Here is a 22,029-nt window from a genome sequence, read left to right on the forward strand (position 1 = left end):
GCGCATAACGTGCAATAAGGGTGTATCTAAACACATGGCAAACATTCTGGTGGTTGACGACGAACTGGGAATCCGGGACCTGTTGTCTGAAATCCTGAACGACGAGGGTCACAGCGTAGACCTCGCAGAAAACGCCACCCAGGCTCGCAACGCACGTGTGGACAATGTCTACGATCTGGTGCTGCTCGACATCTGGATGCCCGACACCGATGGCGTCTCGCTGCTCAAGGAATGGGCGACCTCCGGCATGCTCAACATGCCCGTCATCATGATGAGCGGCCACGCCACCATCGACACGGCGGTAGAAGCCACCCGCATCGGCGCGTTTTCCTTTCTCGAAAAGCCCATCACCATGCAAAAGCTGCTCAAGGCAGTGGAGCAGGGGCTTGCACGCAACAGCGGCAACAGCGCTGGCAGCAACGGCAACAACAATGCGCAGACACAGGCTGCGGGCGCACCCGGCCAAGGCGCCACCACGCCCGCTGGCAAGCCCATGGCCGCAGGCAACAACGGTGGCTCGACCCACAATGGCACGGCCGGTGCCAGCATGTCGCCAGCCGTCATGGTCGCGGAAGTCGACCAAGGACCGATGTCACATCAGGGCTTCGACCTCGACCGCCCCCTGCGCGAGGCGCGTGACGGCTTTGAAAAAGCCTATTTTGAATTCCACCTCGCCCGCGAAGGCGGCTCCATGACCCGAGTCGCCGAAAAGACCGGCCTCGAACGCACCCATCTTTACCGAAAGCTGCGCCAACTCGGTGTAGACTTGGGCCGCAACAAACGAGGTTGACGAGAATTCAAGAAAGCAGAGACACAGAATTTTTTCGCCAATTTGTCAAAAGAGGCGAAAACTCTGTATATAATTCGAGTCTTCCTAGTGAGGCCCGGTAGCTCAGTTGGTAGAGCAGCGGATTGAAAATCCGCGTGTCCGTGGTTCGATTCCGCGCCAGGCCACCATCGAACAGTTCAGAAGCCCGTTCAAGAAATTGAGCGGGCTTTTGTCGTTTTGAAATGCATCGCCATTGAGGTGACGCGCACTTCGCCCTTGGTGTTTTCTGCCTTCGATCGCTTCAATAATTTTGGAGGGCAGTGTGTTGAGCGCTTTGCAGCATCAAGGAAACTGTCTTTGTTTGCCAAGACGTGTGATATCCATCTTTCTGTTGCTTAGTCACAAAGTCGAGCATTTCTCGTGTTTGGGATAGCGAAATCGAAAGCTCGGTCATATCCGCTTGAATGTGGCCACTTTCTGTTGTGATCGAGAGCAGGCCGCAAACCTGTGGCACTAAGCTGAAGAAGTCGCTGTCGAAACTTTCATGTGTTCTCTCCGCTCCGTGGATTGACGAAACTCCTGATATTTCTTCGATGAAATCAGATGTAGTAGATCGAACTTGATAGTGAATCGACTCGGCTGTACTAGACATCTTCTGGCCTCAAACCTGAGGTCCAGTAGGAGGTGCCATGACAAACAAGCAGCCATACCCTGAAGAATTCAAGATAGAAGCGGTCAAGCAGATCACGCAGCGAGGCCATAGGGCGGCCGATGTATCCGCCCGGATCGGTGTGAGCCAGCACAGCCTCTACAAGTGGATCAAGGTTTACGCCATGCCTGCACATGAACGTCAGGCGCAGACATCCCACACTGAAGAGGTGCGGCGTTTGAAGGCTGAACTCAAGCGTGTGACAGAGGAGAGCGACATCTTAAAAAAAGGCCGCCGCGTACTTTGCCAGGCAGTCCGGGTAAGGTACGCGTTCGTTATGCAGCACGAGCAGGAATATAGCGTGCGACGCATGTGCAAAGTGATGCAGGTCCACCCCAGCGGCTATTAGGCGTGGAAGACGCAGCCGCACAGCCCACGGGAAAAGGACGACCAGCGCCTGCTGGGCCTGCTCAAGCAAGCGTGGCTGGAGAGTGGCGGCGTCTACGGTTATCGCAAGCTGACGCTGGATATGCGCGATCTGGGAGAGCGTTGCGGTAAGCATCGGGTTGCGCGCTTGGCTCAAGGGTGAAGGCCTGCGCTCACAAACGGGCTATGGGCGCAGGCCGGGGATGCCGGGTGGAAAGCCTGCAATGGTCGCGCCTGATCACCTGCAGCGGCAGTTCAATGTGGCCGAACCCAACCAGTCGTGGGTCACCGACATCACCTATATCCGAACCCACGAAGGTTGGCTCTACTTGGCAGTCGTCGTTGACCTGTTCTCCAGGCAAATAGTGGGATGGTCCATGGGCAGTCGCATCGACACCAGCCTGGTCCTTGATGCACCGGAGCGATGCACGAGCCGATGTATTCAATTACATCGAGATGTTCTACAACTCCCAGCACCGACATTCGTCGGCAGCAGGGCGATCTCCTGGGGACCTTGAACAGCGACATTCCCAACGGCTCAAAGGCGTCTAGAAAAGCCGGGGCGATTCAAGTCCAGCTTGCGTGCAAAGTGCGTGGGCCGAAGCCAGCAGTACGTTAGTAGCTTCATCAGGCGCGAGCATGTCGGAACTGACGAACGCTCCATTCACCAATAACGCCAATTGCGCACCCAATTCACGCGGACTCCGCACGTTTAAGCGGCGCGCGATGGCGTCGAGACGCTCGCGCAGCAACTGCATATGTGCGCGCGAAACGTGGCGCGCAGGATGATCTGGATCGGCGAATTCTGCCGCCACGTTAATTTGCGGGCAGCCACGATAGTTGGAACGTGACAGTCGTTCGCCGATCCAGCGCATGTGCGCTTCCAGCTCTGCCATGGGATCGTCCGCATGAGTCTGCGCCACGAAATCCCAGAACGACCAGAAATCCATGTCTTCACGCTGCAGGAAGGCAACGATCAGGTCGTCCTTGGTGGGGAAGTGGCGGTACAGGCTGGTCTTGGCCACCCCTGCTTCCTGTGTGACCAGGTCGACACCGACAGCGCGGACGCCGCGCCGGTAGAACAGATCGGACGCAGTCGCGAGGATGTGCTCACGCAAGTCCGGCGACTTGCCCGGAGGGACGTTGCGATGGGCTACTGTAGAGATTTGGGCAGGCATGGGAAAAATTTTGTGAGAAGCACTTGACACGGTACAGACCTTTCCGTATCTTGTATATGAAACAGACAGGTCTGTATTCATTTTTTGGAGCTTGTGCTTGTGTATATGCTGCCTGCTTCCGTCGCGGTCTATGGGGCCAACGGCCATACCGGGAAATTTGTTCTCGCCGAACTTCACCGACGCACGATCCCTGCTATCGCAGTGACACGTGATGCCTCTCGCCTTCCCTCCGGCGTGCCGGGCCGCGTCGCTTCGGTCGAAGATGCGGCCGCATTGGATCGCGCATTCGCGGGCTGCGGCGTTGTCATAAATTGTGCCGGTCCTTTCTTAGACACATCCATATCGGTAGTGGAAGCCGCGCTCCGTGCGAGGTGCTCCTATTTGGACGTCACCGCTGAGCAAGCCAGTGCGCAGGCGACGTTTGCCAACTACGACCAGCCCGCCCGAGACACTGGTGTTACTGTCATGCCGGCTGCCGGTTTCTACGGTGGACTGGCGGATCTGCTGGCCAGCGTGCTAGTACGCGATGGTGTCGCGGACACGATCACCACAGCCGTCGCGCTCGACCACTGGTGGCCCACAGAAGGTACGCGTCGCACGGGAGACCGCAATCAAGTGCCGCGCATGGTCATAGAGGATGGGCGCACAGCCTCGATGCCATTACCGGCACAAACCCTCAACTGGACGTTTGCTGCCCCTCATGGCGCGCAACCCGTTGTTGAGTTGCCCTTCAGCGAAGTTATCACCATCTCGCGGCATCTATCCGTGCGCAGTCTGCACAGCTATCTCACCGCGAACGCGCGCGAAGACGTTCGTTCTGCTGACACGCCGCCGCCATTCGCCAGCGATGAGCAAGGTCGCTCTGCCCAACAGTTCCTACTAGAAGTCGTGGTCACCGATGCAAGAGGAACGAGGCGAGCAAGTGCCAGCGGCCAAGATATTTACGCTGTATCCGCGCCTATTGTGGTCGAAGCCGCGATGCGGCTGTTGGCGCCAGATTTTAAGAACTACGGCGCACTGGCGTTGGGGCAGGCTTTCGATGCACGACATTTTCTAAATGCCCTCGCCCCAGAACCGCTCACACTGTCAATCGACCATTAATGACCTTTTACTCCGCTACCGCCCATAGAAGGCCCTCCATGCACTTCCAATCGCACGAACGCGCACGGCGCTTATCCAATCTCCATGTTAAGGGTAGACCATTAGTGCTCTACAACGCGTGGGACGCAGGCAGCGCCAAGGCAATCGCCGAAGCCGGTGCACCAGTCATCGCCACCAGTAGTTGGGCCGTCGCCGCGGCCCAAGGTTTCGAAGATGGCGAATCACTACCGTTTGATTTGCTGGAACAAACTGTCGCGCGCATCGTCGCTGTGGTCGACCTCCCGGTGACCGTTGACGTAGAAGGTGGCTACGACGCCGATCCCTCAGCGGGCGCTCAGAATATTTCGCGCCTAGTCGACCTGGGCGTAGCTGGCATTAATTTCGAGGACCGAATCGTTCCCGGCTCGGATCTGCATGACATCAAGGTGCAAAGCACGCGTATCGCAGCGATCCGCCGTATGGCAGAAGCGCGTGGCGTCCAGCTATTCATCAATGCGCGAACCGACGTATTTTTTTACGGAAGTTCGACGCTCAGCGAGAGCCTGAAGCAAGCCCGCGAGCGTGCCCATGCATATATCGATGCCGGGGCTTCCGGCTTATTCGTGCCGGGCCTAGCTGATCTGGAAACCATTGCAGACTTGTGCGCCACCATTGAATTGCCATTAAATGTGATGGTTGCGCCCGGATTGCCTGATCATTCGACGCTGGCAGATGCAGGTGTTTCGCGCATCAGTTATGGCCCGGGGTCGTATTTGAGTGCAATGGCATCGCTGCGCACTTCCGCAGAGCAAACCAAACTCAATTTCTTATCCTAGCTCAATCCTTCGTCGTTCCAACACGCAACATAAAGCTGCACTTGTCTTTGTTGCATAGCGGGCAGCCGAGCTATCAAGTCTCGATTGGTTATAAACCCGCTTCTTGAATAGCTCAGGCTTCTTGGAATACCAATTTTTCATTGCCTGAACAGGAGCCACATGATCGAGCGCGCGTTGAGGTATCTGGTGGTTGTAGGTCTTCACGTAGCTCATCAGCGTTGCCTCCAACTGTGCGGCTGATGCAAAGCGCGTTTGCTTGAGCACCTCGCTGATTCGGCCATTAAACGCTCGACCATGCCGTTGGTCTGCGGGTGGCGTGGTGGACACAGGCGATGCTCGATGTCCAGCGCCAAGCAGCGCACGGCGATCATGTCCTTGTTTACGGCTTCGCGCGCATGCGGATACCGGCGTTGAGGCACTCCTCCACGACGTTGGCGAAACCGCAGTCGCCAACGGGATGCCGATGATGTCGTCAGCGTAGGCAATGCGCATGGGCCTTGTTGCCACAGTGCCCGATGCGCTAACGGGCGGCGCGTGGCAAGCCACGATGCGCAGCCCGCTTTCTGATTACTGCGGCGTTACCCCCACTTTGCGCAGCAGGGCGTTGGTCATTTCCCACTCGACGGCAAGTTCCTTGGCAAAGTCGGCAGGGCCGACGAAGGTGGGCAGTTGTCCGCCAGCGCCGGTCGCGAGAAATTGGGCGAATTCTGGTTTTGAAATGGCCTGTTTCACCACGTCGTTCCAACGATCGACGATCGCTTGCGGCAATTTCTTGGGGCCGATCACGCCGGCCCACCAAGTGGACTCGCTCAGGAACTGATTTTTGTAGCCTTGTTCAACGAAGGTGGGAACCTGCGGCAGAAATTCCGTGCGGCGCGGGCCTAAAGTGGCGAGCGGGTACAGCTGCTTTTTCTGCATGTATTGCGCAATCATCACTGGCGGGCCGACGGAGACTTGGATCACGTCGCCGAGCAGGTCCTGGATGGCGGGGGCAAGGCCCTTGTAGGGCACGTGCACAAATTGCGCGCCAGTCGCCTCCTCCAGAGACGCCATGATCAGGTGGGGCTGGGTGCCCTGTCCGAACGAGGCGTAGGAGATGGATTCAGGTTTGGCCTTGGCCTTGGCGATCAGGTCGCTGAGCGATCTGATTCCCGACTGCGCATTGGCAAAAAGCACTGCGGTTGCGGAGCTGAATTTGCAGATCAGCGACAAGTCCTTGCGTGAATCGTAGCCCGGGTTCTTGAGCAGGGACGCCACGCTGATGAGCGAGTCGCCAATCGCAATACCCATGGTGTAGCCATCTGGCACGGCACGCGCGACTTCCTGTGTGCCGATGGACCCACCGGCTCCCGTCTTGTTGTCGATGAAGACGGGCTGCCCCAACAGTGGCGCAATCGACTCTGCGAGCTTGCGCGCGACGGCGTCCGTCGGGCTACCGGCCGGGAAAGGGTTGATCAGGCGAATGGCGCGTTTGGGATAGTCGTCTGCCCATGCCGATCCGAAGGGCAGCGCGGCCATGCCGGTCAGGCTCGCTCCGATGAAATTTCTGCGGTCCATGCAATACCTCTTGGAAATAAATTCTGCGTTGGTGTTTGATACGCGCGCGGCTCATTCAAAAAAAGCGACGATTCTGTCTGGCAGTGTTGTGCAAGCCTGAGATTTCATTTCTGAGCATTCGCACGCCCCACCAGGAAGGAAATGAAAAAAACAGGCATCCAAGGCAGCACTTCCAGCCACTATCGTTCGCAATTGATGAATCCACCGGCGCGTTGACTAAGCAATGATCAGAAGCCGAGCGTTACGCCAGCCATCAAGCCCGTGACAGCACGGCCCGGTGTCAGCACATTGCCAACCAGGCTGCCACCGTCGGGAAGGCTGAAAGAGGCGTTGGCGCTGTTGTTCATGCGACCGGCGGCAATGTAGTACTTGGTGGTCTCTTCGGCCTGGTAGGTGTAGCCGATACCGTAGAGTTTGGCATCCATGTTGTAGGCGGATTTGTCGTTGAAATCCGTGAAGCTGGCGTGGAAGCGATGCTTGCCGTAAGGAATCATCGCGCTCAGGCTGTAGGCACCCGTCTTGGAGAAGGCCTTGGTGACGTTTTCATAGCCGCCACCCTTGATGCGGCCATCCATGTAGTTGGCAAACAGCTTGACGGGACCGAAGTCATAGGCTCCGCCGAGCTGGAAGCCAGTGCGCTTGGCGAGACCGGTTTCTGCTCCGGCGAACGTGGTGCTGTAGAAATTCCAGGTGGATGCGCCAATCAGCACGGGGCCTTTGAGATAATGCGCTTCAAGGTCAATGCCGCGTCCGGCCTTGTCATTGCTCTTGACCGTGGACCCCGGAGCGATGGGGACGTTGCCGTTGGTGTTGTTGTCCGAGCCCGTGGAGTACAGCAACTGGCCGCTGAAGCCTGCGAGCGAGGGACTGTTGTACACCACCGAGTTATTCACACGCGTAGGCATGCCGTTCGCGCCCATGATCGAGCCGGAATAGCCGTAACCGTTGAAGGCCAACGCGTTGGACATGCCGTTCAGTGCAAACGTACCTGCGTACTGACGGCCCGCGGTCAGGGCACCGAAGGTTTTCGAATTGAGTCCGGCATAGATTTGGCGACCGAACAACTGGCCGCCTGCACTGGTCGCTGCACTCGATGATGCGTAGCCGTTGTTGATGCCTGGAATTACGGACGCAGCGCCGGCGGAACCTGTGCCGTACTGCACGCCGGCTTCGGCAACGGCCACTGCCTTGAGGTCGGGATTGATCGGCTTGTTGACGCTCACGCCGAAACGCGAAGCCAGCCAGCCGCCGGTGCCGATGGACCACTTGTTGCCTTGTCCGCTATCGGTGTTTTGCACGCCGACGTCGGCAATGCCATAGAACGTCACTACTTTTTCGGCAGCGGGAATCGGCGGTTCAACGGAAACCGCTGGCGGCGTGTAGGCCGGCGCACTTTTTTGCGCGGTGATCAGTTGTTGAATCAACTCTTTCTGTTGCGCCAATTCCCTGCGCAATTCTTCAATCTCGGTTTCGGCTGAAGCGGGAAAGGAGGCGGCCAGCGCCAATGTCGTCAAGGCGAGATGGCTGGCGATTTTGTTCTTATTGAAGTGTCTCATGGTAGTTCTCGTTTCTCGAAAAATGGCGTAGGCAGTCCCCGCTGCGCCAATAAGGGCAGTTTGAAAGTTCGAGCGTTTGAAGATTTTCGGCTCGTCTGACGGTACCGCGCTGGTTGGCGCGCCCGATAAGCGTCTTGGTTTTTATTCGCGTGATCTGATAATCATGGTTGTCTCCAATATGTGGTCTGAGTGGACGGCCCATCGTTGTCGTGCAGGTGCGCACCGACTTGGAACCCTCTTCACGAATCGCTTGACGAGCGCGGCCTTGAGCGGTTTGAGGCTTGCATCCGGCCCTGATCCGCACCAGCAGCTTGTCGATCCCTTCGTGCAGAGGACCCCTTGAGCTTCTTTCGGGTTTGGATTTGATAGTGGTTTCAAAAAACCGTCAGTCCCCATCAAGGGGACAACGTCAACAAGCTGACACATTGCCGGTGCAACGCGACCCAATTCGTGCAGTGGGATCGGCGAAACCCCCGTATTTCCCCTGATAACAAACGAATTGACTCGTGCAAAGATCACCTTCAAAATCACAAAACTGAATTTGAATTCATCTTCACATTAAAGGAGACAGCCGAGATGTCGGTACATCAATTACTCGTCGGGGCTGTCCAGAAGCGACCCAACGCAACCGCAGTTCAATTCCAGGGAAAAGCGGCGACCTGGGCGCAGCTTTTGCAGCGCGTCGCCGCGCGCGCCACCCAACTCAAGGTTCTGGGGCTGAAGCCCGGTGACCGGGTTGCCGTCCTGAGCGCCAATGTGCCCGAATGTCTGGAGGCGCACTATGCGGTGCTGTGGGCGGGCATGGTGCTGGTGCCGCTGAACACGCGCCTCAGCGTGGCGGAGCAGGTCTACATCCTCGGTCATTGCGATTGCGTGCATCTGTTCTTCGATGAACGCAATGCCCATCTGGCCGACAAGCTCGCGCAGCAGCTTCGCGCCCTGAGCACGTCGCAGCTCACGCCCCTGAGCCAGTGGGAAGCAGAGGCCGACCCGTTGAAGCACGAAGCGGCGATGCCGTTTCAGCCCAGCGATCATGATGCGACCGCCGCGATCTTCTACACCGGCGGCACGACCGGTCGTCCAAAGGGCGTGGAGCTGACGCATCTGGCGATCCTGATTCAGGCAATGTCGGCCAAGGACCATTACGAACTCGATGAAAACACGGTGTTCCTGCACAACGCGCCGATGTTTCACCTGGCCGATTTCACGGTCTCCATGGGGACGACCGCTGGATTGGGCGCTCACAGTTTCATGCCGGAGTTTTCGCCCGACGCCGTGCTCGATCGCATCGAGGACGAAGGCGCGAGTGTGGTGGTGATGGTGCCGACGATGATTTCGGGCGTGCTTCAGGCAGCGACGTCGCGCCGACACGTGTTTGCTCGCCTCAAGAAGATTCTGTATGGAACCGCCCCGATCCAGGAGCCGCTGTTGCTGCAATTGCTCAGCGATGCGCCGTCCGTGGGGCTGGTGCAGATTTATGGGCAATCCGAGGCGGGTGGCGCATGTACCGCGCTCCTTCCCGACCGGCATGTGCTTCAGGGGCCGCTCGCCGGAAAGATCAAGTCCGCGGGGCGCTGCACGCCCGCCTTCATGCTGCGCATCGTCGATGCCGAGGGCAAGGTGGCACCTACCGGCGAAGTGGGTGAAATCCAGTTGGCGGGCCAGGCATCATGAAGTCTTATTGGCGCGAGCCGATACTGACGGCGCAGGCCATGGATGGTGGCTGGCTGCGCACCGGGGATCTCGGGGCGCTCGACGAGGATGGGTTCGTGACGATCTCGGGCCGGCTCAAGGACATGATCATTACCGGCGGCGAGAACGTGTTTGCCGGTGAAGTGGAGAGCGCGCTGATGTTCCACGAGGCCGTGGAGTCGGCCGCAGTCATCGGCGTTCCCGACGTCAAGTGGGGCGAGTCCGTGCACGCCGTCGTCTGCCTCAAGCCAGGCCGCACCTGTAGCGCCGAGGAACTGATCGCCTTCTGTCGCGAGCGCATTGCGCACTACAAGGCACCCCGCACCGTCACGCTGCGAGAAGTGCCCATGCCGCTGTCCGGGGTGGGCAAGGTCCGCAAGGTCGATCTGCTCATGGAGTGGAAAGAAATCAACGGCTGAAGAAACACAGCAATCGAGCCCGCTTCACTACGGCGGGTCGATACGTATCAATGTACCGGAGTCAATGCGATGGATTCACTTAGCAACCGCAATTTGCCGTTTCAGGAAGAGCACCAGATTTACCAGGACCAGATCGAGCGTTTCGCGCAGCAGGAGTTGCTGCCCAATGACGCGCGCTGGGACGATCAGGGTTATGTGGACCGGGAAGCCTGGCTCAAGGCCGGCGCCAATGGCTTGCTGTGTCCCAGCATGCCGGAGGAATATGGAGGCCCGGGCGGCGACTTCCTGCATTCGGTCCTGATGATGGAAGGTCTTGCGCGCCATGGACTCACCGGTCCGGGCTTCTTCATCCACTCCGAGATGGTCACGCCCTACATCATCAACTTCGGAAGCGATGAGCAAAAGGCGCGGTGGCTTCCCGGCATGGCTACGGGTGAGGTGATCGGTGCCATCGCCATGACCGAGCCCGGCGCGGGCAGTGACCTGCGCAGCATGCGCACCAACGCCACGCGCACGGATGGCGGCTGGCTGCTCAATGGGCAGAAGGTCTTCATCTCCAACGGCCAGACTTCCGATCTGGTGGTGGTCGCTGCCAAGACCGACCTGGCCGACAAGAACAGCATCACGCTGTTTTTGGTCGACACCAAGAGCAAGGGTTTCCAGCGCGGTCGCAATCTGGAGAAGATCGGCATCCACGGTCAGGACACCTCGGAGCTGTTTTTCGAGGACGTGTTCGTGCCCGACGATTCGGTTCTCGGCAAGCCCGGCGAGGGTTTCAAGCAACTGATGCATGGACTCGCGCGCGAGCGGCTGTCGATTGCCATCGGCTGCCAATCCAAGGCGGAGTCAGCGCTTCAGTGGACGATTGACTACGTGGAGCAGCGCGAGATGTTCGGTGCGCGCCTGGCGGACATGCAGAACACGCGCTTTACCCTGGCCGAGATGAAGACCGACGTGGAAGTAGGCCGTGCCTTTGTGGACGACATGCTGCGTCAATACCTCGACGGCAAGCTCGACGCGACGCGCGCATCCATGGGGAAGCTGTGGCTGACCGAGATGCTTGGCCGGGTGGCTGACAAGGGCCTGCAGATGCACGGCGGCTGGGGCTATATGCGCGAGTTTCCGATCTCGCGCGTCTGGGTGGCGGCGCGTATCGAACGCATTCTGGGCGGCAGCAACGAGGTGATGAAGGAAATCATTGGCCGCTCGCTGGTCGGCCGAGGAAAAGCGTAAACAAAGAGACGGGCGCCTCGCGGCGCTCAGATCTCGAGCACTCTTGAAATGATCTGATACAGCTCCTCGGTGGCCTTCTCATCGCTGATGGGTGCGCCGGGGAAGTCCAGCTTCTGGGAGTGCCAGTTGAAGCAGGTGAACTCCATCAAGCCCTGCAGCGCGGTGGCCGAGAGTTCCGGGTCCATTCCGAGACACTTGCCATGGGCCTGCTGCTTCTTGATGCGATGGGCAAAGCGGCGAATTCCGCGCTGACGGATATTGCGCCACACGACCAGCAGGTCGGGATCGGACAGGGCGCTCTCGAGCAGCCCCACCATTTCGGGATGGAAATGCCGGTAGGCGTGCCAGAACGCGTCGATGCCGCTTTTCACGGCTTCGGCAGGGCTGTCGTCGTACTCTTTGGGCGTCGGCGTGACGCGCTTGATGTCCTGGTAGAACGCCTCCACCAAGGCGGAAAAAAGCCCGGTCTTGTCTTCAAAATAACTGTAGAAGACCCCCGCCGACTTGCCCGCCTCGCGCGCGATGTCCACGATGCGGGCATTGGTGTAGCCATCCCGGGCAATCACCACGCGTGCGGCCTCCAGCAAGGCTTGCCGCGTTGCCTCCGACTTTCGGCGCTGTACAGGAATCGTTTGAGAGGCGTCCACGCTGTTTCTGCCGCAGATACTGCCAACAGTTGATTGCATTGAGATCTTTGAATTTATCACAAGGCCAAGGTCGCCGGGGCGCATGCCCCAAGGCACTCGCGCCGCCCCTGCGGGCACGGCGCGAGCCTTGAACGGCGGCGGCCCAGCGCGTGCCGGGCCACTGAGGTTCGACGAACCGGGTCAGGAACCTCGGAGTTCACTGCGGCCGTGATCAAGGACGACCTGATTGCGCGCGGGCACGCTGCATCGAAAGGAAACGAGGTGCTGGTCACGCCAGATGTCCACCTGCAATTCCTCGCCGGGAAACACCGGGCTCGCGAAACGCGCGTCGAACGTGGCCATGCGCGCCGAATCACCTTCGCAGACGGTCTTGACCAGCGCCGCGCAGACCGAGCCGTAGGTGCACAGGCCGTGCAGGATCGGCGCCGGGAATCCGGCCTTCTTCGCGACCTCGGGATCGGCGTGCAGCGGATTGGCATCGTCGTTGAGCCGGTAGAGCAGCGAAGCCTCGGGCCGCGTGGGAACGCGCACGCTCAGATCGGGAGCACGCTGTGGAATCGGGTGAGGCGTGGGCAGTGAGCCCGCCGGCCCACCGATGCCGCCATCCCGACGCGCCAGCAGCACGGTCACCGTGGTGAACACCGGTTCGCCTTCGAGCGTGCGACCGCGCGACTCGAACAGGACGATCGAGCCTTTTTCAGGCCCCTTGTCGATCACCTGGCTCACTCCCGCATCGACCATCAAGGTTCCCTGCGCGGGTATCTCACGGTGCAGCGTCAGGCGCTGTTCCCGTGCAGCAGGCCACGAAAATCGATTCCCGATTCCGGCACAGGCGCACGCATCAGCACCGTGGCCATGGAGGGAATGGTCCGCATCGGGCGGTTTTCGTAGACGAAGGGCAGAACGGACTCGTCGATGCCCTCGGACGCAGTCCCTACGCTCAGCGCGTAGAGAATGCTGTCCTTCTCGGTATAGCGCACCTCTTGATCGGGGCGCTGCAAGTCCATGAGTTGCTGGTAGGTCACTGGCACGTTAATGTCTCCTGAATCGATGCCATGTGCTCAGTCGCGCACCAGCATCTGCACGATGCACACGGAGCCCGAGCCGAGCAAATGGCACATGCCGACCTTGTCACCACCACGCAGACGGCGCACGGTTTCCCAGATCTGAGCCAGCCCGGTCGGGCCGCCCGGATGCCCACCGGCGAGCAGGCCGCCGTGGGTGGAAAACTCCGGCAGGCCAAAGCGTTCGCGCGAGCCGGGACCGAAGGCACCCTGATCGACCAGGGCCTCGGTCTCACCGGGTTTCGAGAAGCCGAGCAGCTCGTAGTAGATGAATTCCTCGACCGCGAAGGCATCATGCACCTGAACCACATCCACGTCCTTGGACGTGAGACCGGCGAGCGCCAGCGCTTTTGCGGCGGTGGTCCGGGACAGCTCCGGCGGGCCGACGATTGCGCCTTCAAGGATCAGTTCGCGCGACCAGCTGTCGCTGCCGTAAGCGCTGGATGCGAGCCGAATGCGTGGATGCGTGTTCCCCTCCGGCCATGCATCGTCGCTGCACAGCACGGCGGCCGCAGCACCTTCGCCCAGGGGGTGCACATCATCGAGGTGAACGGATCGGCGACCATGCGGCTTCCGAGCACGCGGTCAATGGTGACCTCTTCCGGTGCCTGCCGCGCAGCGTAGGGATTGCTGCGCGCATAGTTCCAGTTCTTGGCGGCGATCTTCGCGAGTTGCTCCCGTGTGGTGCCGCGCTCATGCATGCGGCGCTTGGCCCAGAGCGCGAATGACACGACGGGCGGGAAATTGCCTTCGCTGACGATGATTTCTTCCACCGGTACCGCGCGGGCGGGAGAGTCCATGCCGATCACCAGCACGCGTTTGGCATCGCCGCTGAGCACCGCCTGGCGTGCGCTGTGTATCGCCGCAAGCGCCGTGGCGGACGCGTTGGTGACGTGTTCCACCGGCACGCCGGTCAGTCCCAGTTCCTTGGCCACATAGATGCCGCGAGGCGACAGCGGATGCGCTGTGCCGACGACCACGTAGTCAATGTCCGCGTAAGTCAGGCCCGCGTCGTTCAACGCGTTGGTGGCGGCAATGCGTGCCAGTTCCAGCCCTTGCCCGGGCCATGGTTGGCGAAGGGCGCCATGCCGACGCCGGCGATCATGACGTTATTCATGTGCGAACCTCGCTTGTCCTTTTTCATCGACCGTATACGAAACTACCCGCTCACCGATGCGCTCCGTGCCCGGCTCAAGCAGGGTCTGGATGCGTGTGCCACAGTCCAGATCGACCAGTCCATAGGTCTCGTTTTGAAATGTGGTGTAGGAAAACAGCACGCCTTGCGCGGGCACCGTCACCAGTTCGGCTTCGCGCAGCGAGCCATCCGCCACCAGCGGGCGCGGCGGCACGTAGGTCTGTTGCGTCACCGGGTCGCGGGACGCCTTCAATTCGGCAACTTGCATGGAGTCTCTTCCCGTCAGAATTGTTTGATGACTTCGGACATCGGCGAGAACGCACGGTCCTGACCCTTGAACAACTCGGGGCCCGCAGCCTGCAGGTCGTCAAACGTCCAGCGCTTGCTGTTGTTGTTCACGGTCGATCCGATTTGCCATGAGTTGTAGCGGCGTACCACGTCGCCCTCGACGCCGAACACAGCGCCCGACGGGGCAGGGCAGCCACGCATGCCGAGCCACAGCACAAACGGTGCAACGTTGTCGGGATCGAAGTAGTCAAAGCCGTTGGGCATCTTCTTGTTGACCACTTCCACCGCGCCGGGCGAATTCAGCGTCAGGCGTGTGCGCGCGCTCGGGGCAATCGCATAGCTGCGAACGCCGTAACGCTCAAACAGCTCCATGTGGGTGATGTGCGCCAGCATGGCAATGCCGCACTTGGCGGTGGCGTAGTTCGCCTGTCCAGGTTGACCATGCAGACCCGCGATGCTGGTGGTCTGGATCAGGGCGGCATCGACGGGGCTGCCTTGCTCCTTGGCCTTGTCCTTCCAGTACGCCGCAGCATGACGCGAGGTGCAGAAGTGACCACGCAGATGGACTCGTATCACGTCGTCCCACTCCTCGATGCTCATGTTTGCAAACATGCGGTCGCGGAGAATGCCGGCGTTGTTGATGAGCACGTCCATGCTGCCAAAACGCTTTACGGCAGCTTCGACAAGCGCCTGCGCGCCGTCGTAATCGGTGATGTCGTGGGTGTCGGCAATCGCTTCACCGCCAGCGGCAATGATTTCTCGCACCACTTCCTCGGCCGGTGTTTCCCCGGTGGATTCGCCTTGCAGCGTCTTGCCAATGTCGTTGACCACGATCTTGGCGCCCATCAGTGCGGCTTCTTTTGCGTAGGAGGCACCGAGCCCCCGGCCCGCGCCGGTGATCACGAAAACGCGGCCGTCCAGGGGCTTGTTGGATGAATCTGAGGTCGTCATGGATGTCTCCTTTAAAATTGAATTCAAATTCAATTATGTGAAATTGATTTTTACAAGTCAATCCCTTTTGCCCTAAAAAAATTTCGCTGCCACGGGCCGTCCACGGGGCCTCAGAGGCACCGTAAGTGCTGGTGTCCATTGAAATTTTGCGCGTCTTAGGGCAATTGCTCATACCAAGGCCATTGACAACCGCTGGCGACAGACTTATCGTAAATATGAATTTGAATTCAGTTTTCAATATGAATTGTGCGCTGACGCAGTCAGTTGAACGGAGGCCCCATGGAGACAGTCGCCATCAATCGCCCCGCTGGTTTTGCCTCGGTGACCCCACACGCGTCGGCGCATTTCCCCAATCCCGCCGAAGCCCTGCGCTCGCTCGACGTGGTGGAGACGTGCCTTACCGCCATGACGGACCTGCCGCGCAGGGAAATGGAGGTGTGCGCGCGGGTATTGCTGTGTCAGACCGCGCTGGGCATTTCGCTGTCGCTCGAAATCAGCGAGGAGAGCGTCAAGACCTATCGTGCCCGCGCGTACCGGCGGCTGGAGATCGGCGGAATTCGCGAGCTCTGGATGTGGTACCTGAACCTTTGGTACCAGTGGCAGATGGATCTGCGCACCCTGGGCAAGGCCGACCTGAAATTCAGCTCCTGCACGCCCACGCAGTTTTCAACACGCAATTGAGGCCGGCTCCCGCGATGACCGCCGCCTCAATCATCCGCGCGCGGCACGCTTGTGGACGCGCTCTTTTCCTGATCCCACATTTTTGTTCAAGGTAGCTTCCATGCCGACATCTACACTTTCCCGCAACACCACCATCGAGCCCATCGGCGTTCCCGTTCTGGGCCTGCATCACAGCGCATGGCGTTGCCGTGACGCCGAGGAAACCCGCCGCTTCTATGAAGACCTGCTGGAAATGCCGCTGGTGCACATCATTCGCGCCGACGTGGTTCCGAGCACCGGCGAGCATTGCCCCTACGTGCATATCTTCTTTCAGATGAAGGACGGCTCCTGCATTGCCTTCTTTGACCTCGGCGACGACGAGGCCGCAGAGCCATCTCCCAACACACCGGAATGGGTCACGCATCTCGCCTTGAACGTGCCCGAGCGCGCAGACCTCGACCGGGCCAAGGCGCGCCTGGAAGCGGCCGGTGTCGAAGTGCTTGGCGTCACCGACCATCACTTTGTGGAGTCGATCTATTTCTTCGACCCGAATGGCATTCGCCTCGAACTGACCATTCAAACCGCAGGCGAGGAATACATGAGCGAGGCCTACAGCACCGCACGCGAGAAATGCGATGAGTGGACGCTCGAAAAGCAACGCCGCAGGGCTGCGCAGTAAATCAACGCGTCGGCGGCTGCACGCCGAAGGTGTTGCCGGGAGGATCTCTTTCAGGGCCTCAGGTTCGTGCCTTGCAGCACCTTGCCCACGCGGTCGTAGTCGCTGAGCAGTTCCGCGCGCAACATTGCGGAGTCGCGGTGCGTGCCTGGCTCGAAGCCTGCGCCCGCGAGTGTGGACTTGAACTCGGGCGTGTCCATGGCCTGAAGCACCGTCTGGCGGATGGCTTGCTGTTTGTCCGCAGGCAGTGCGCTGTTGGCCCACAGCCCGAGCCAGCCGGTATAGGTGAGTTGCGGAAGGCCTTGTTCCTGGAAAGTCGGAACCTCGGGCAGCAAAGGCGAGCGTTGTGGTGACGTGATCGCAATGGCCTTGATCTTGCCCGAGCGGATGAACGGAAGCGATGTGGCGAGACCGTCGAACATCAGCGGAATATGTCCGCCCATCAGGTCGTTCAGGCCCGCCGTCGAGCCTTTGTAGGCCACGTGCGTGAGCCTGGCTCCGGTGGTCTGGCCCATGATCAGGCCAGCGACGTGCGACATGGTGCCGGGGCTGTAGGACGCATAGCTCAATCCGTCCTTGCTGGCCCGGCTCAACTCGATCACGTCCTTGAGATTCTTGACGGGCAGCTCAGGCGCGGCCACCAGCACGATGCCGCCGCGCGCCAGTTCGGCGAGCGGCACGATGGCCTTGCGCGTGTCGTGGCGCATCTTGACGATGTGTGGAATCTCACTCACAAGCGAACTCACGCCCACGAGCAGGGTGTAGGAATCGACGGGCGCCTGTAGCAGTTCGTTGAGGGCGATGACGCCCGCGCCGCCCGGCTTGGGATCGACGATGAATGCTTGTTTGGTGGATCGTCCGAGCTGGTCGCTCAGCGCACGCGCCACCATGTCGGGCGAGCCGCCTGCGGGCCCGGCGATCACGAGCCGCACCGGCTTGTCGGGCCATGCGCCACCCGTTGCCTTGGTGTCTGCAAGAGACCAGCCCGCGCAGCCGCTGCCAAGCGCCAGCGCTGACGCGGCGCGCAGTACCTCGCGTCGCGTGGACGTGCCGGGAAGAATGCCGCCGTGGTTGTGGAAGGTTTTCATGGCCGTTTGTCTCCTGTGGTGCGCGCTGGTCTGATGAATTCCCGTGGTGGCCGTGCGCTGGATGAACTGTAGAAAATATCGGTAATCTATTTTTCTCTATAAGCGCCACTAATTTCTCTTTGCGCGACATGGGGTATAAACCCTGATTCGAATCAGGGCGAAGTCGCGAAAACTTCTACCGATCTTTTTGTGTTGGTGCGCAATGGATACGTTGGTCAGAACCGTCACGCTGAATGGCTTTTTGAACGTCTGCAACATGCACGGCGTGAATTCGCACGCACTGCTCAAGCAGGTGGGTCTCGACGCCAGCACCTTGGTCGATTCGGAGCGCCACATCTCGGCCGAGACGCTGTGCAAGCTGCTCGATCTGGCGGCAGCGCAATCGCACTGCGCCGCGTTCGGCATCCAGATGGCGCAGCATCGCCAGACGCTGGATTTCGGCATCATGGGCGTGCTCATGCGCCACAAGCCGACGCTGCGCGACATGTGGCTGGCGGCGATCCAGTATCGCAAGCTGCTCAACGACGCGACCGCCATTTCGCTCGAACAGTCCGGCGAACTGAGCATCCTGCGCTTCGAGCTGTTGATCGATTCGCAGATTCCGCAACAGCAGTCCTGCGAACTGGTGGCAGGCGTGATGATGCGCACCTGCCAGGCCGTGTTGGGTGGCGCGTGGTCACCCAGGGAAGTGCGGTTCATGCATGCGGCACCGCAGGAGCAATATCAGCACAAGCAGTTCTTCGGCTGCCCGGTGACCTTCAACAGCGAGTTCAACGGCATCGTGCTGCGGACTCTCGACATGGCCATGCCCAATCCCGCAGCGGACCCCGAACTCGTGCGCTATGCCGAGAGCATCGTCATGCCGATGCGCGCGCTGGGCGACAACGCGCTGCTGCAGGAGGTGCGCAAGAACATCTATCTGCTCATGCCGCTTGAGCAGGCGTGCATCGAGCGCGTGGCGGAGCAGATGCATCTGAGCACGCGCACGCTGCAGCGCCAACTCGACCAGAGCGGCACGAGTTTCTCGGAGGTGCTCGACACCGTGCGCAAGAATCTGGTGCTGCGCTACATGAACAACAGCCGCTATTCGATTGGCCAGGTGGCCTCTCTCACCGGATATTCGCGCCAGGCATCGTTCACCCGCTGGTTTCAGGCGAATTTCGGCACCAGCCCACGTCAATGGCGACAAACGCGGCTGGCGTGAATTCTTGAGTGCCTTCAAGCGCACATCTTCAAATACGTTGCGCATACCGCGACATTCCTCCTGATCTTTGAATATCTCCAGCCCGCCGTGCGCGAAGCTCGGGCTGACTGGTCATCGCGCGCCAGGTTTGTTTCATGTTTGAAAAGATCAAATAAAACAACGGCTTATGTGGGATTCTGCGTTGCTAAGTGTTTACCATAGGTGACGCTAAATGAAAAAATTTTGGCGCGAATAGAGAAATAACGCTTCTGGTGATGAATATAGTTCAATCCAGAGTCTGCCGAATCCAATGCCCGCATATTGAATCTCGATTTCACTCCAATATCGCGTGAAAAATGAGTTGGAAATCCACCTGAAAAGATTTCAGTAAATCGTTTCCAGGCATTTTGGCCATTGGCAGGATTATCCCGTTGAAATCTGAATATTGAATTGATTGGAGTATCCATGGCAAAGATGACCCGTTTCCATGAAATCGGCGGCCCCGAGGTTCTGCGCTACGAGGACGTGACGGTGGGCGATCCGGGTGCGGGTCAGGTCCGGCTGCAGCAAGGCGCCGTGGCGTTGAACTTTGCGGACACGTATTTCCGCACCGGCCTCTATCCGGCACCGCTGCCCTCTGGCATCGGCAGCGACGCCTGCGGCACGGTGACGGCGGTGGGTGCGGGCGTCACGCAGTTCAAGGTGGGCGACCGCGTGACCTATACCGGCGCGCACAACACGCTCGGCGCATACAGCACCGAGCGCCTGATCGATGCTTCGGCGCTGATCCGCCTGCCCGACGAAATCTCGTTTGAAACCGCAGCCGCGATCACCATGCGCGGCCTGACGGCGGCCTATCTGATGCGCCGCATCTACGACTTCAAGGGCGGCGAAACCATTCTGTTGCATGCCGCGGCCGGTGGCGTGGGCCTGCTCGTATCGCAATGGGCGAGGCTCCAGGGGCTGACCGTGATCGGCACGGTGTCGTCCGACGCCAAGGCGGAAGTGGCGAGGGCGCACGGTTGCAACCACACCATCAATTACAGCCATGAAGACGTGGCAGCGCGCGTGCGCGAGATCACGGACGGCGAGGGTGTGAGCGTGGTCTACGACAGCGTGGGCAAGGACACCTTCGAGGGCTCGCTCAACAGCCTCAAGCGCCGTGGGCTGATGATCTGCGTGGGCACGGCCTCGGGAATGATTCCGCCGTTCAATCCGCAAATCCTGGCAATGAAGGGTTCGCTGTTTCTCACGCGCCCCGCGTCGGCGGACTATTTGGCCGACCCGGCGGATCGCGCGCGTCTTGCCGACGAACTGTTCGGGCACGTGGTGGCGGGCCGCATCCGCGTCGACATCTCCCAGCGCTACGAACTGGCCGATGCGGCGCAGGCGCACCGCGATCTGGAGTCGCGAAAGATCATCGGCTCGGCCATCCTGACGGTCTGAAATACAAGCAACCGGAGACAAACCACCATGCAAGTTGAACAATTGACCTGCGCGATCGGCGCCGAACTCACGGGCGTGAGCCTGAGCGATGCGGTGCATGACGATGCGCTGTTCGCCGAAATCCGCAAGGCGCTGCTCAAGCATCGCGTGCTGTTTCTGCGCGATCAAAACATTCCACGCGCCGATCATGTCGCGTTTGCGCGCAGGTTCGGCGAACTGGAGGATCATCCCGTCGTCGGCTCTGATCCCGAGAATCCCGGGCTGCTGCAAATCTACAAGACGCCCGAGAGCCCGCCGGAGCGTTATGAAAACTCGTGGCATTCCGACACCACATGGCGCGAGGTGCCGCAGTTCGGCGCGGTGCTGCGCTGCCTCGAATGCCCGCCCGTCGGTGGCGACACGATGTGGGCCAACATGGTGCTGGCCTACGAGCGCCTGCCGCAGCCGGTGAAGGACGAGATCCAGGACCTGCGCGCACGCCACAGCATCGAGTGCACGTTCGGCGCGGCCATGCCGGCCGAAAAGCGCATGGCGCTCAAGGAGCGCTTTCCCGATCCCGAGCATCCCGTGGTGCGCACCCATGTGGACACGGGCGAGAAGATTCTCTACGTGAACGGTTTCACCACGCATTTCACCAACTACCACACGGCCTCGCGCGTGCGCTTCGGGCAGGACCACAGCCCCGGTTCTGGCGATCTGCTGCGTTACCTGATCAGCCAGGCGCAAATCCCCGAGTACCAGGTGCGCTGGCGCTGGAAGCCCCATAGCATCGCCATCTGGGACAACAGCGCCACGCAGCACTATGCGGTGATGGACTACGGCCCATGCCACCGCAAGATGGAACGCGCGGGCATCATCGGCTCGCGTCCTCACTGAGCGCAACGACGGCAGCCATGATGACAACGACGACCACAGCAACAACGTATTCCGACGACGTGACCTTCGTGCTCGTGCCGGGTCTGCGCGATCATGTGGAGGATCACTGGCAGACCCATCTGCAAAAGCAGCTCAAGCGCGCCGTGACCGTGCCACCGCTGGAACACGACAAGCTCAGCCGCGCGGCACGCGTGGGCGCGCTGGCGAAAACGCTCGCGGATGTGCAGGGTCCGGTGGTGCTGGTGGCGCACAGCGCGGGCGCGATCACCACCGTGCACTGGGCGCAGCAGGCGAGCCGCCCGATACTAGGCGCCTTGCTGGCCACGCCGTCCAATCTGGACGAGCCACTGCCCGAAGGCTATCCCGCACTTTCTCAATTGCAGGCCCATGGCTGGACACCGGTTCCGCGTGCACGCCTGCCGTTTCCCGCCGTGCTGGCAGCGAGCCGCAATGACCCGCTGTCGCGCTTTGAGGCGTCGCAATCCTTCGCGAAGGATTGGGGCGCGCGCCTCGTCGATCTCGGCGAGGTGGGGCATCTCAATCCGGCCTCCGGCTATGGTCGCTGGGATGGCGTGCATGGATTGCTGCAGCCACTGACAGCCGGGCGGGTGAGCGCATGA

25 protein-coding genes, 1 tRNA gene and 2 pseudogenes are annotated in these 22,029 nt (G+C 60.1%); 14 read left to right on the forward strand and 14 right to left on the reverse strand.

Annotation, left to right across the window (positions count from 1 at the left end):
• Positions 1-34 precede the first annotated feature (34 nt).
• Together H9K75_RS15465 and H9K75_RS15470 are read left to right on the forward strand one after the other, a co-directional pair.
• Positions 35-790, forward strand: a complete 756-nt coding sequence (locus H9K75_RS15465; protein WP_187723288.1) for a response regulator — start codon at positions 35-37, stop codon at positions 788-790.
• 91 nt (positions 791-881) lie between these two features.
• Positions 882-957, forward strand: a tRNA-Phe gene (locus H9K75_RS15470).
• A gap of 113 nt (positions 958-1,070) precedes the next feature.
• On the opposite strand, the gene H9K75_RS15475 is transcribed toward H9K75_RS15470, so the two are convergent.
• Positions 1,071-1,421 carry a hypothetical protein gene (locus H9K75_RS15475; RefSeq protein ID WP_187723289.1) on the reverse strand — a complete coding sequence of 117 codons (351 nt, stop codon included), beginning with the start codon at positions 1,419-1,421 and terminating at the stop codon, positions 1,071-1,073.
• A gap of 37 nt (positions 1,422-1,458) precedes the next feature.
• Between H9K75_RS15475 and H9K75_RS15480 the strand changes: the two are divergent.
• Positions 1,459-2,396: pseudogene (locus H9K75_RS15480) on the forward strand (IS3 family transposase).
• Here the strand turns inward: H9K75_RS15480 and H9K75_RS15485 are convergent.
• The gene (locus H9K75_RS15485; RefSeq protein WP_187723290.1) at positions 2,393-3,022 is read right to left on the reverse strand and encodes a TetR/AcrR family transcriptional regulator; all 630 of its coding nucleotides are present in this window, start codon (positions 3,020-3,022) and stop codon (positions 2,393-2,395) included. The pseudogene H9K75_RS15480 and the gene H9K75_RS15485 sit on opposite strands and share 4 nt — an antisense overlap.
• Positions 3,023-3,127: 105 nt before the next feature.
• On the opposite strand from H9K75_RS15485, the gene H9K75_RS15490 reads away from it, so the two are divergent.
• Both H9K75_RS15490 and H9K75_RS15495 read left to right on the forward strand, forming a co-directional pair.
• Positions 3,128-4,123 carry a saccharopine dehydrogenase family protein gene (locus H9K75_RS15490; RefSeq protein WP_187723291.1) on the forward strand — a complete coding sequence of 332 codons (996 nt, stop codon included), beginning with the start codon at positions 3,128-3,130 and terminating at the stop codon, positions 4,121-4,123.
• Positions 4,124-4,227: 104 nt separating this feature from the next.
• Entirely contained in the window at positions 4,228-4,938 is a 711-nt protein-coding gene (locus H9K75_RS15495; RefSeq protein ID WP_264293813.1) for an isocitrate lyase/PEP mutase family protein, read from the forward strand.
• Positions 4,939-5,010: 72 nt separating this feature from the next.
• Here H9K75_RS15495 and H9K75_RS15500 read toward each other — a convergent pair.
• The 3 genes and pseudogenes from H9K75_RS15500 to H9K75_RS15510 all read right to left on the reverse strand — a co-directional run.
• Positions 5,011-5,294: pseudogene (locus H9K75_RS15500) on the reverse strand (integrase core domain-containing protein); the annotation flags it as partial.
• A 211-nt stretch (positions 5,295-5,505) separates the two neighbouring features.
• Entirely contained in the window at positions 5,506-6,495 is a 990-nt protein-coding gene (locus H9K75_RS15505; protein ID WP_187723293.1) for a Bug family tripartite tricarboxylate transporter substrate binding protein, read from the reverse strand.
• Positions 6,496-6,722: 227 nt separating this feature from the next.
• The gene (locus H9K75_RS15510) at positions 6,723-8,051 is read right to left on the reverse strand and encodes a porin (protein ID WP_187723294.1); all 1,329 of its coding nucleotides are present in this window, start codon (positions 8,049-8,051) and stop codon (positions 6,723-6,725) included.
• 576 nt (positions 8,052-8,627) lie between these two features.
• On the opposite strand from H9K75_RS15510, the gene H9K75_RS15515 reads away from it, so the two are divergent.
• The 3 genes from H9K75_RS15515 to H9K75_RS15525 all read left to right on the forward strand — a co-directional run bounded on the left by H9K75_RS15515 (position 8,628) and on the right by H9K75_RS15525 (position 11,395).
• On the forward strand, positions 8,628-9,725 hold the full coding sequence (locus tag H9K75_RS15515) for a class I adenylate-forming enzyme family protein (protein WP_187723295.1): 1,098 nt from the start codon (positions 8,628-8,630) through the stop codon (positions 9,723-9,725).
• Positions 9,722-10,162 (forward strand): class I adenylate-forming enzyme family protein, encoded by a 441-nt coding sequence (locus H9K75_RS25580; protein WP_187723296.1) that lies wholly within the window; start codon positions 9,722-9,724, stop codon positions 10,160-10,162. The genes H9K75_RS15515 and H9K75_RS25580 overlap by 4 nt, the downstream gene beginning before the upstream one ends.
• A gap of 69 nt (positions 10,163-10,231) precedes the next feature.
• Complete coding sequence (locus tag H9K75_RS15525; RefSeq protein WP_187723297.1) at positions 10,232-11,395, forward strand: acyl-CoA dehydrogenase family protein; 1,164 nt, start codon at positions 10,232-10,234, stop codon at positions 11,393-11,395.
• Between the two features lie 26 nt (positions 11,396-11,421).
• Here the strand turns inward: H9K75_RS15525 and H9K75_RS15530 are convergent, their stop codons facing one another.
• From H9K75_RS15530 to H9K75_RS15560, 7 genes are all read right to left on the reverse strand, one after another.
• Positions 11,422-12,042 carry a TetR/AcrR family transcriptional regulator gene (locus H9K75_RS15530; protein WP_187723298.1) on the reverse strand — a complete coding sequence of 207 codons (621 nt, stop codon included), beginning with the start codon at positions 12,040-12,042 and terminating at the stop codon, positions 11,422-11,424.
• A 180-nt stretch (positions 12,043-12,222) separates the two neighbouring features.
• On the reverse strand, positions 12,223-12,783 hold the full coding sequence (locus tag H9K75_RS15535; protein WP_187723299.1) for a MaoC family dehydratase: 561 nt from the start codon (positions 12,781-12,783) through the stop codon (positions 12,223-12,225).
• Positions 12,784-12,818: 35 nt separating this feature from the next.
• Positions 12,819-13,073, reverse strand: coding sequence for a MaoC family protein (locus H9K75_RS15540; protein WP_187723300.1), 255 nt, complete (start codon positions 13,071-13,073; stop codon positions 12,819-12,821).
• Between the two features lie 30 nt (positions 13,074-13,103).
• On the reverse strand, positions 13,104-13,610 hold the full coding sequence (locus H9K75_RS25230) for a thiolase C-terminal domain-containing protein (RefSeq protein WP_187723301.1): 507 nt from the start codon (positions 13,608-13,610) through the stop codon (positions 13,104-13,106).
• Positions 13,511-14,125 carry a beta-ketoacyl synthase N-terminal-like domain-containing protein gene (locus H9K75_RS24845; RefSeq protein ID WP_187723302.1) on the reverse strand — a complete coding sequence of 205 codons (615 nt, stop codon included), beginning with the start codon at positions 14,123-14,125 and terminating at the stop codon, positions 13,511-13,513. The genes H9K75_RS25230 and H9K75_RS24845 overlap by 100 nt, the downstream gene beginning before the upstream one ends.
• A gap of 90 nt (positions 14,126-14,215) precedes the next feature.
• On the reverse strand, positions 14,216-14,509 hold the full coding sequence (locus tag H9K75_RS15555; protein WP_187723303.1) for a PhlB family protein: 294 nt from the start codon (positions 14,507-14,509) through the stop codon (positions 14,216-14,218).
• A 14-nt stretch (positions 14,510-14,523) separates the two neighbouring features.
• On the reverse strand, positions 14,524-15,480 hold the full coding sequence (locus tag H9K75_RS15560; RefSeq protein WP_187723304.1) for an SDR family NAD(P)-dependent oxidoreductase: 957 nt from the start codon (positions 15,478-15,480) through the stop codon (positions 14,524-14,526).
• 279 nt (positions 15,481-15,759) lie between these two features.
• Between H9K75_RS15560 and H9K75_RS15565 the strand changes: the two genes are divergently transcribed.
• A complete protein-coding gene (locus H9K75_RS15565) occupies positions 15,760-16,161 on the forward strand; it encodes a LuxR C-terminal-related transcriptional regulator (RefSeq protein ID WP_187723305.1) in 402 nt (133 codons plus the stop codon).
• Positions 16,162-16,261: 100 nt separating this feature from the next.
• Positions 16,262-16,819 carry a VOC family protein gene (locus H9K75_RS15570; RefSeq protein WP_187723306.1) on the forward strand — a complete coding sequence of 186 codons (558 nt, stop codon included), beginning with the start codon at positions 16,262-16,264 and terminating at the stop codon, positions 16,817-16,819.
• A 50-nt stretch (positions 16,820-16,869) separates the two neighbouring features.
• Here the strand turns inward: H9K75_RS15570 and H9K75_RS15575 are convergent, their stop codons facing one another.
• Positions 16,870-17,904: a Bug family tripartite tricarboxylate transporter substrate binding protein gene (locus tag H9K75_RS15575; RefSeq protein ID WP_187723307.1), complete on the reverse strand. Its 1,035-nt coding sequence runs from the start codon at positions 17,902-17,904 to the stop codon at positions 16,870-16,872.
• A gap of 202 nt (positions 17,905-18,106) precedes the next feature.
• Between H9K75_RS15575 and H9K75_RS15580 the strand changes: the two genes are divergently transcribed.
• Positions 18,107-19,108 (forward strand): AraC family transcriptional regulator, encoded by a 1,002-nt coding sequence (locus tag H9K75_RS15580; RefSeq protein WP_187723308.1) that lies wholly within the window; start codon positions 18,107-18,109, stop codon positions 19,106-19,108.
• Between the two features lie 164 nt (positions 19,109-19,272).
• Here the strand turns inward: H9K75_RS15580 and H9K75_RS15585 are convergent, their stop codons facing one another.
• A complete protein-coding gene (locus H9K75_RS15585) occupies positions 19,273-19,554 on the reverse strand; it encodes a hypothetical protein (protein ID WP_187723309.1) in 282 nt (93 codons plus the stop codon).
• Between H9K75_RS15585 and H9K75_RS15590 the strand changes: the two genes are divergently transcribed.
• The 3 genes from H9K75_RS15590 to H9K75_RS15600 are packed head-to-tail and all read left to right on the forward strand — an operon-like array spanning position 19,553 to position 22,029.
• Positions 19,553-20,533, forward strand: coding sequence for a quinone oxidoreductase family protein (locus H9K75_RS15590; RefSeq protein ID WP_187723310.1), 981 nt, complete (start codon positions 19,553-19,555; stop codon positions 20,531-20,533). The two genes, H9K75_RS15585 and H9K75_RS15590, sit on opposite strands and share 2 nt — an antisense overlap.
• Before the next feature lie 27 nt (positions 20,534-20,560).
• Complete coding sequence (locus H9K75_RS15595) at positions 20,561-21,409, forward strand: TauD/TfdA dioxygenase family protein (protein ID WP_187723311.1); 849 nt, start codon at positions 20,561-20,563, stop codon at positions 21,407-21,409.
• A 17-nt stretch (positions 21,410-21,426) separates the two neighbouring features.
• Positions 21,427-22,029: an RBBP9/YdeN family alpha/beta hydrolase gene (locus H9K75_RS15600; RefSeq protein ID WP_226858258.1), complete on the forward strand. Its 603-nt coding sequence runs from the start codon at positions 21,427-21,429 to the stop codon at positions 22,027-22,029.

The organism is Diaphorobacter aerolatus (assembly GCF_014489535.1).
Classification (GTDB): Bacteria; Pseudomonadota; Gammaproteobacteria; order Burkholderiales; family Burkholderiaceae_C; genus Diaphorobacter_A; species Diaphorobacter_A aerolatus.

What these genes read in the sequence shown, in the direction of transcription:
- H9K75_RS15465 (WP_187723288.1), top strand. Translation starts at nt 35, where the DNA reads ATGGCAAACATTCTGGTGGTTGACGACGAACTGGGAATCCGGGACCTG.
- H9K75_RS15475 (WP_187723289.1), bottom strand. Translation starts at nt 1,421, where the DNA reads ATGTCTAGTACAGCCGAGTCGATTCACTATCAAGTTCGATCTACTACA.
- H9K75_RS15485 (WP_187723290.1), bottom strand. Translation starts at nt 3,022, where the DNA reads ATGCCTGCCCAAATCTCTACAGTAGCCCATCGCAACGTCCCTCCGGGC.
- H9K75_RS15490 (WP_187723291.1), top strand. Translation starts at nt 3,128, where the DNA reads ATGCTGCCTGCTTCCGTCGCGGTCTATGGGGCCAACGGCCATACCGGG.
- H9K75_RS15505 (WP_187723293.1), bottom strand. Translation starts at nt 6,495, where the DNA reads ATGGACCGCAGAAATTTCATCGGAGCGAGCCTGACCGGCATGGCCGCG.
- H9K75_RS15510 (WP_187723294.1), bottom strand. Translation starts at nt 8,051, where the DNA reads ATGAGACACTTCAATAAGAACAAAATCGCCAGCCATCTCGCCTTGACG.
- H9K75_RS15515 (WP_187723295.1), top strand. Translation starts at nt 8,628, where the DNA reads ATGTCGGTACATCAATTACTCGTCGGGGCTGTCCAGAAGCGACCCAAC.
- H9K75_RS25580 (WP_187723296.1), top strand. Translation starts at nt 9,722, where the DNA reads ATGAAGTCTTATTGGCGCGAGCCGATACTGACGGCGCAGGCCATGGAT.
- H9K75_RS15525 (WP_187723297.1), top strand. Translation starts at nt 10,232, where the DNA reads ATGGATTCACTTAGCAACCGCAATTTGCCGTTTCAGGAAGAGCACCAG.
- H9K75_RS15535 (WP_187723299.1), bottom strand. Translation starts at nt 12,783, where the DNA reads ATGGTCGATGCGGGAGTGAGCCAGGTGATCGACAAGGGGCCTGAAAAA.
- H9K75_RS15555 (WP_187723303.1), bottom strand. Translation starts at nt 14,509, where the DNA reads ATGCAAGTTGCCGAATTGAAGGCGTCCCGCGACCCGGTGACGCAACAG.
- H9K75_RS15560 (WP_187723304.1), bottom strand. Translation starts at nt 15,480, where the DNA reads ATGACGACCTCAGATTCATCCAACAAGCCCCTGGACGGCCGCGTTTTC.
- H9K75_RS15565 (WP_187723305.1), top strand. Translation starts at nt 15,760, where the DNA reads ATGGAGACAGTCGCCATCAATCGCCCCGCTGGTTTTGCCTCGGTGACC.
- H9K75_RS15570 (WP_187723306.1), top strand. Translation starts at nt 16,262, where the DNA reads ATGCCGACATCTACACTTTCCCGCAACACCACCATCGAGCCCATCGGC.
- H9K75_RS15575 (WP_187723307.1), bottom strand. Translation starts at nt 17,904, where the DNA reads ATGAAAACCTTCCACAACCACGGCGGCATTCTTCCCGGCACGTCCACG.
- H9K75_RS15580 (WP_187723308.1), top strand. Translation starts at nt 18,107, where the DNA reads ATGGATACGTTGGTCAGAACCGTCACGCTGAATGGCTTTTTGAACGTC.
- H9K75_RS15590 (WP_187723310.1), top strand. Translation starts at nt 19,553, where the DNA reads ATGGCAAAGATGACCCGTTTCCATGAAATCGGCGGCCCCGAGGTTCTG.
- H9K75_RS15585 (WP_187723309.1), bottom strand. Translation starts at nt 19,554, where the DNA reads ATGGATACTCCAATCAATTCAATATTCAGATTTCAACGGGATAATCCT.
- H9K75_RS15595 (WP_187723311.1), top strand. Translation starts at nt 20,561, where the DNA reads ATGCAAGTTGAACAATTGACCTGCGCGATCGGCGCCGAACTCACGGGC.
- H9K75_RS15600 (WP_226858258.1), top strand. Translation starts at nt 21,427, where the DNA reads ATGATGACAACGACGACCACAGCAACAACGTATTCCGACGACGTGACC.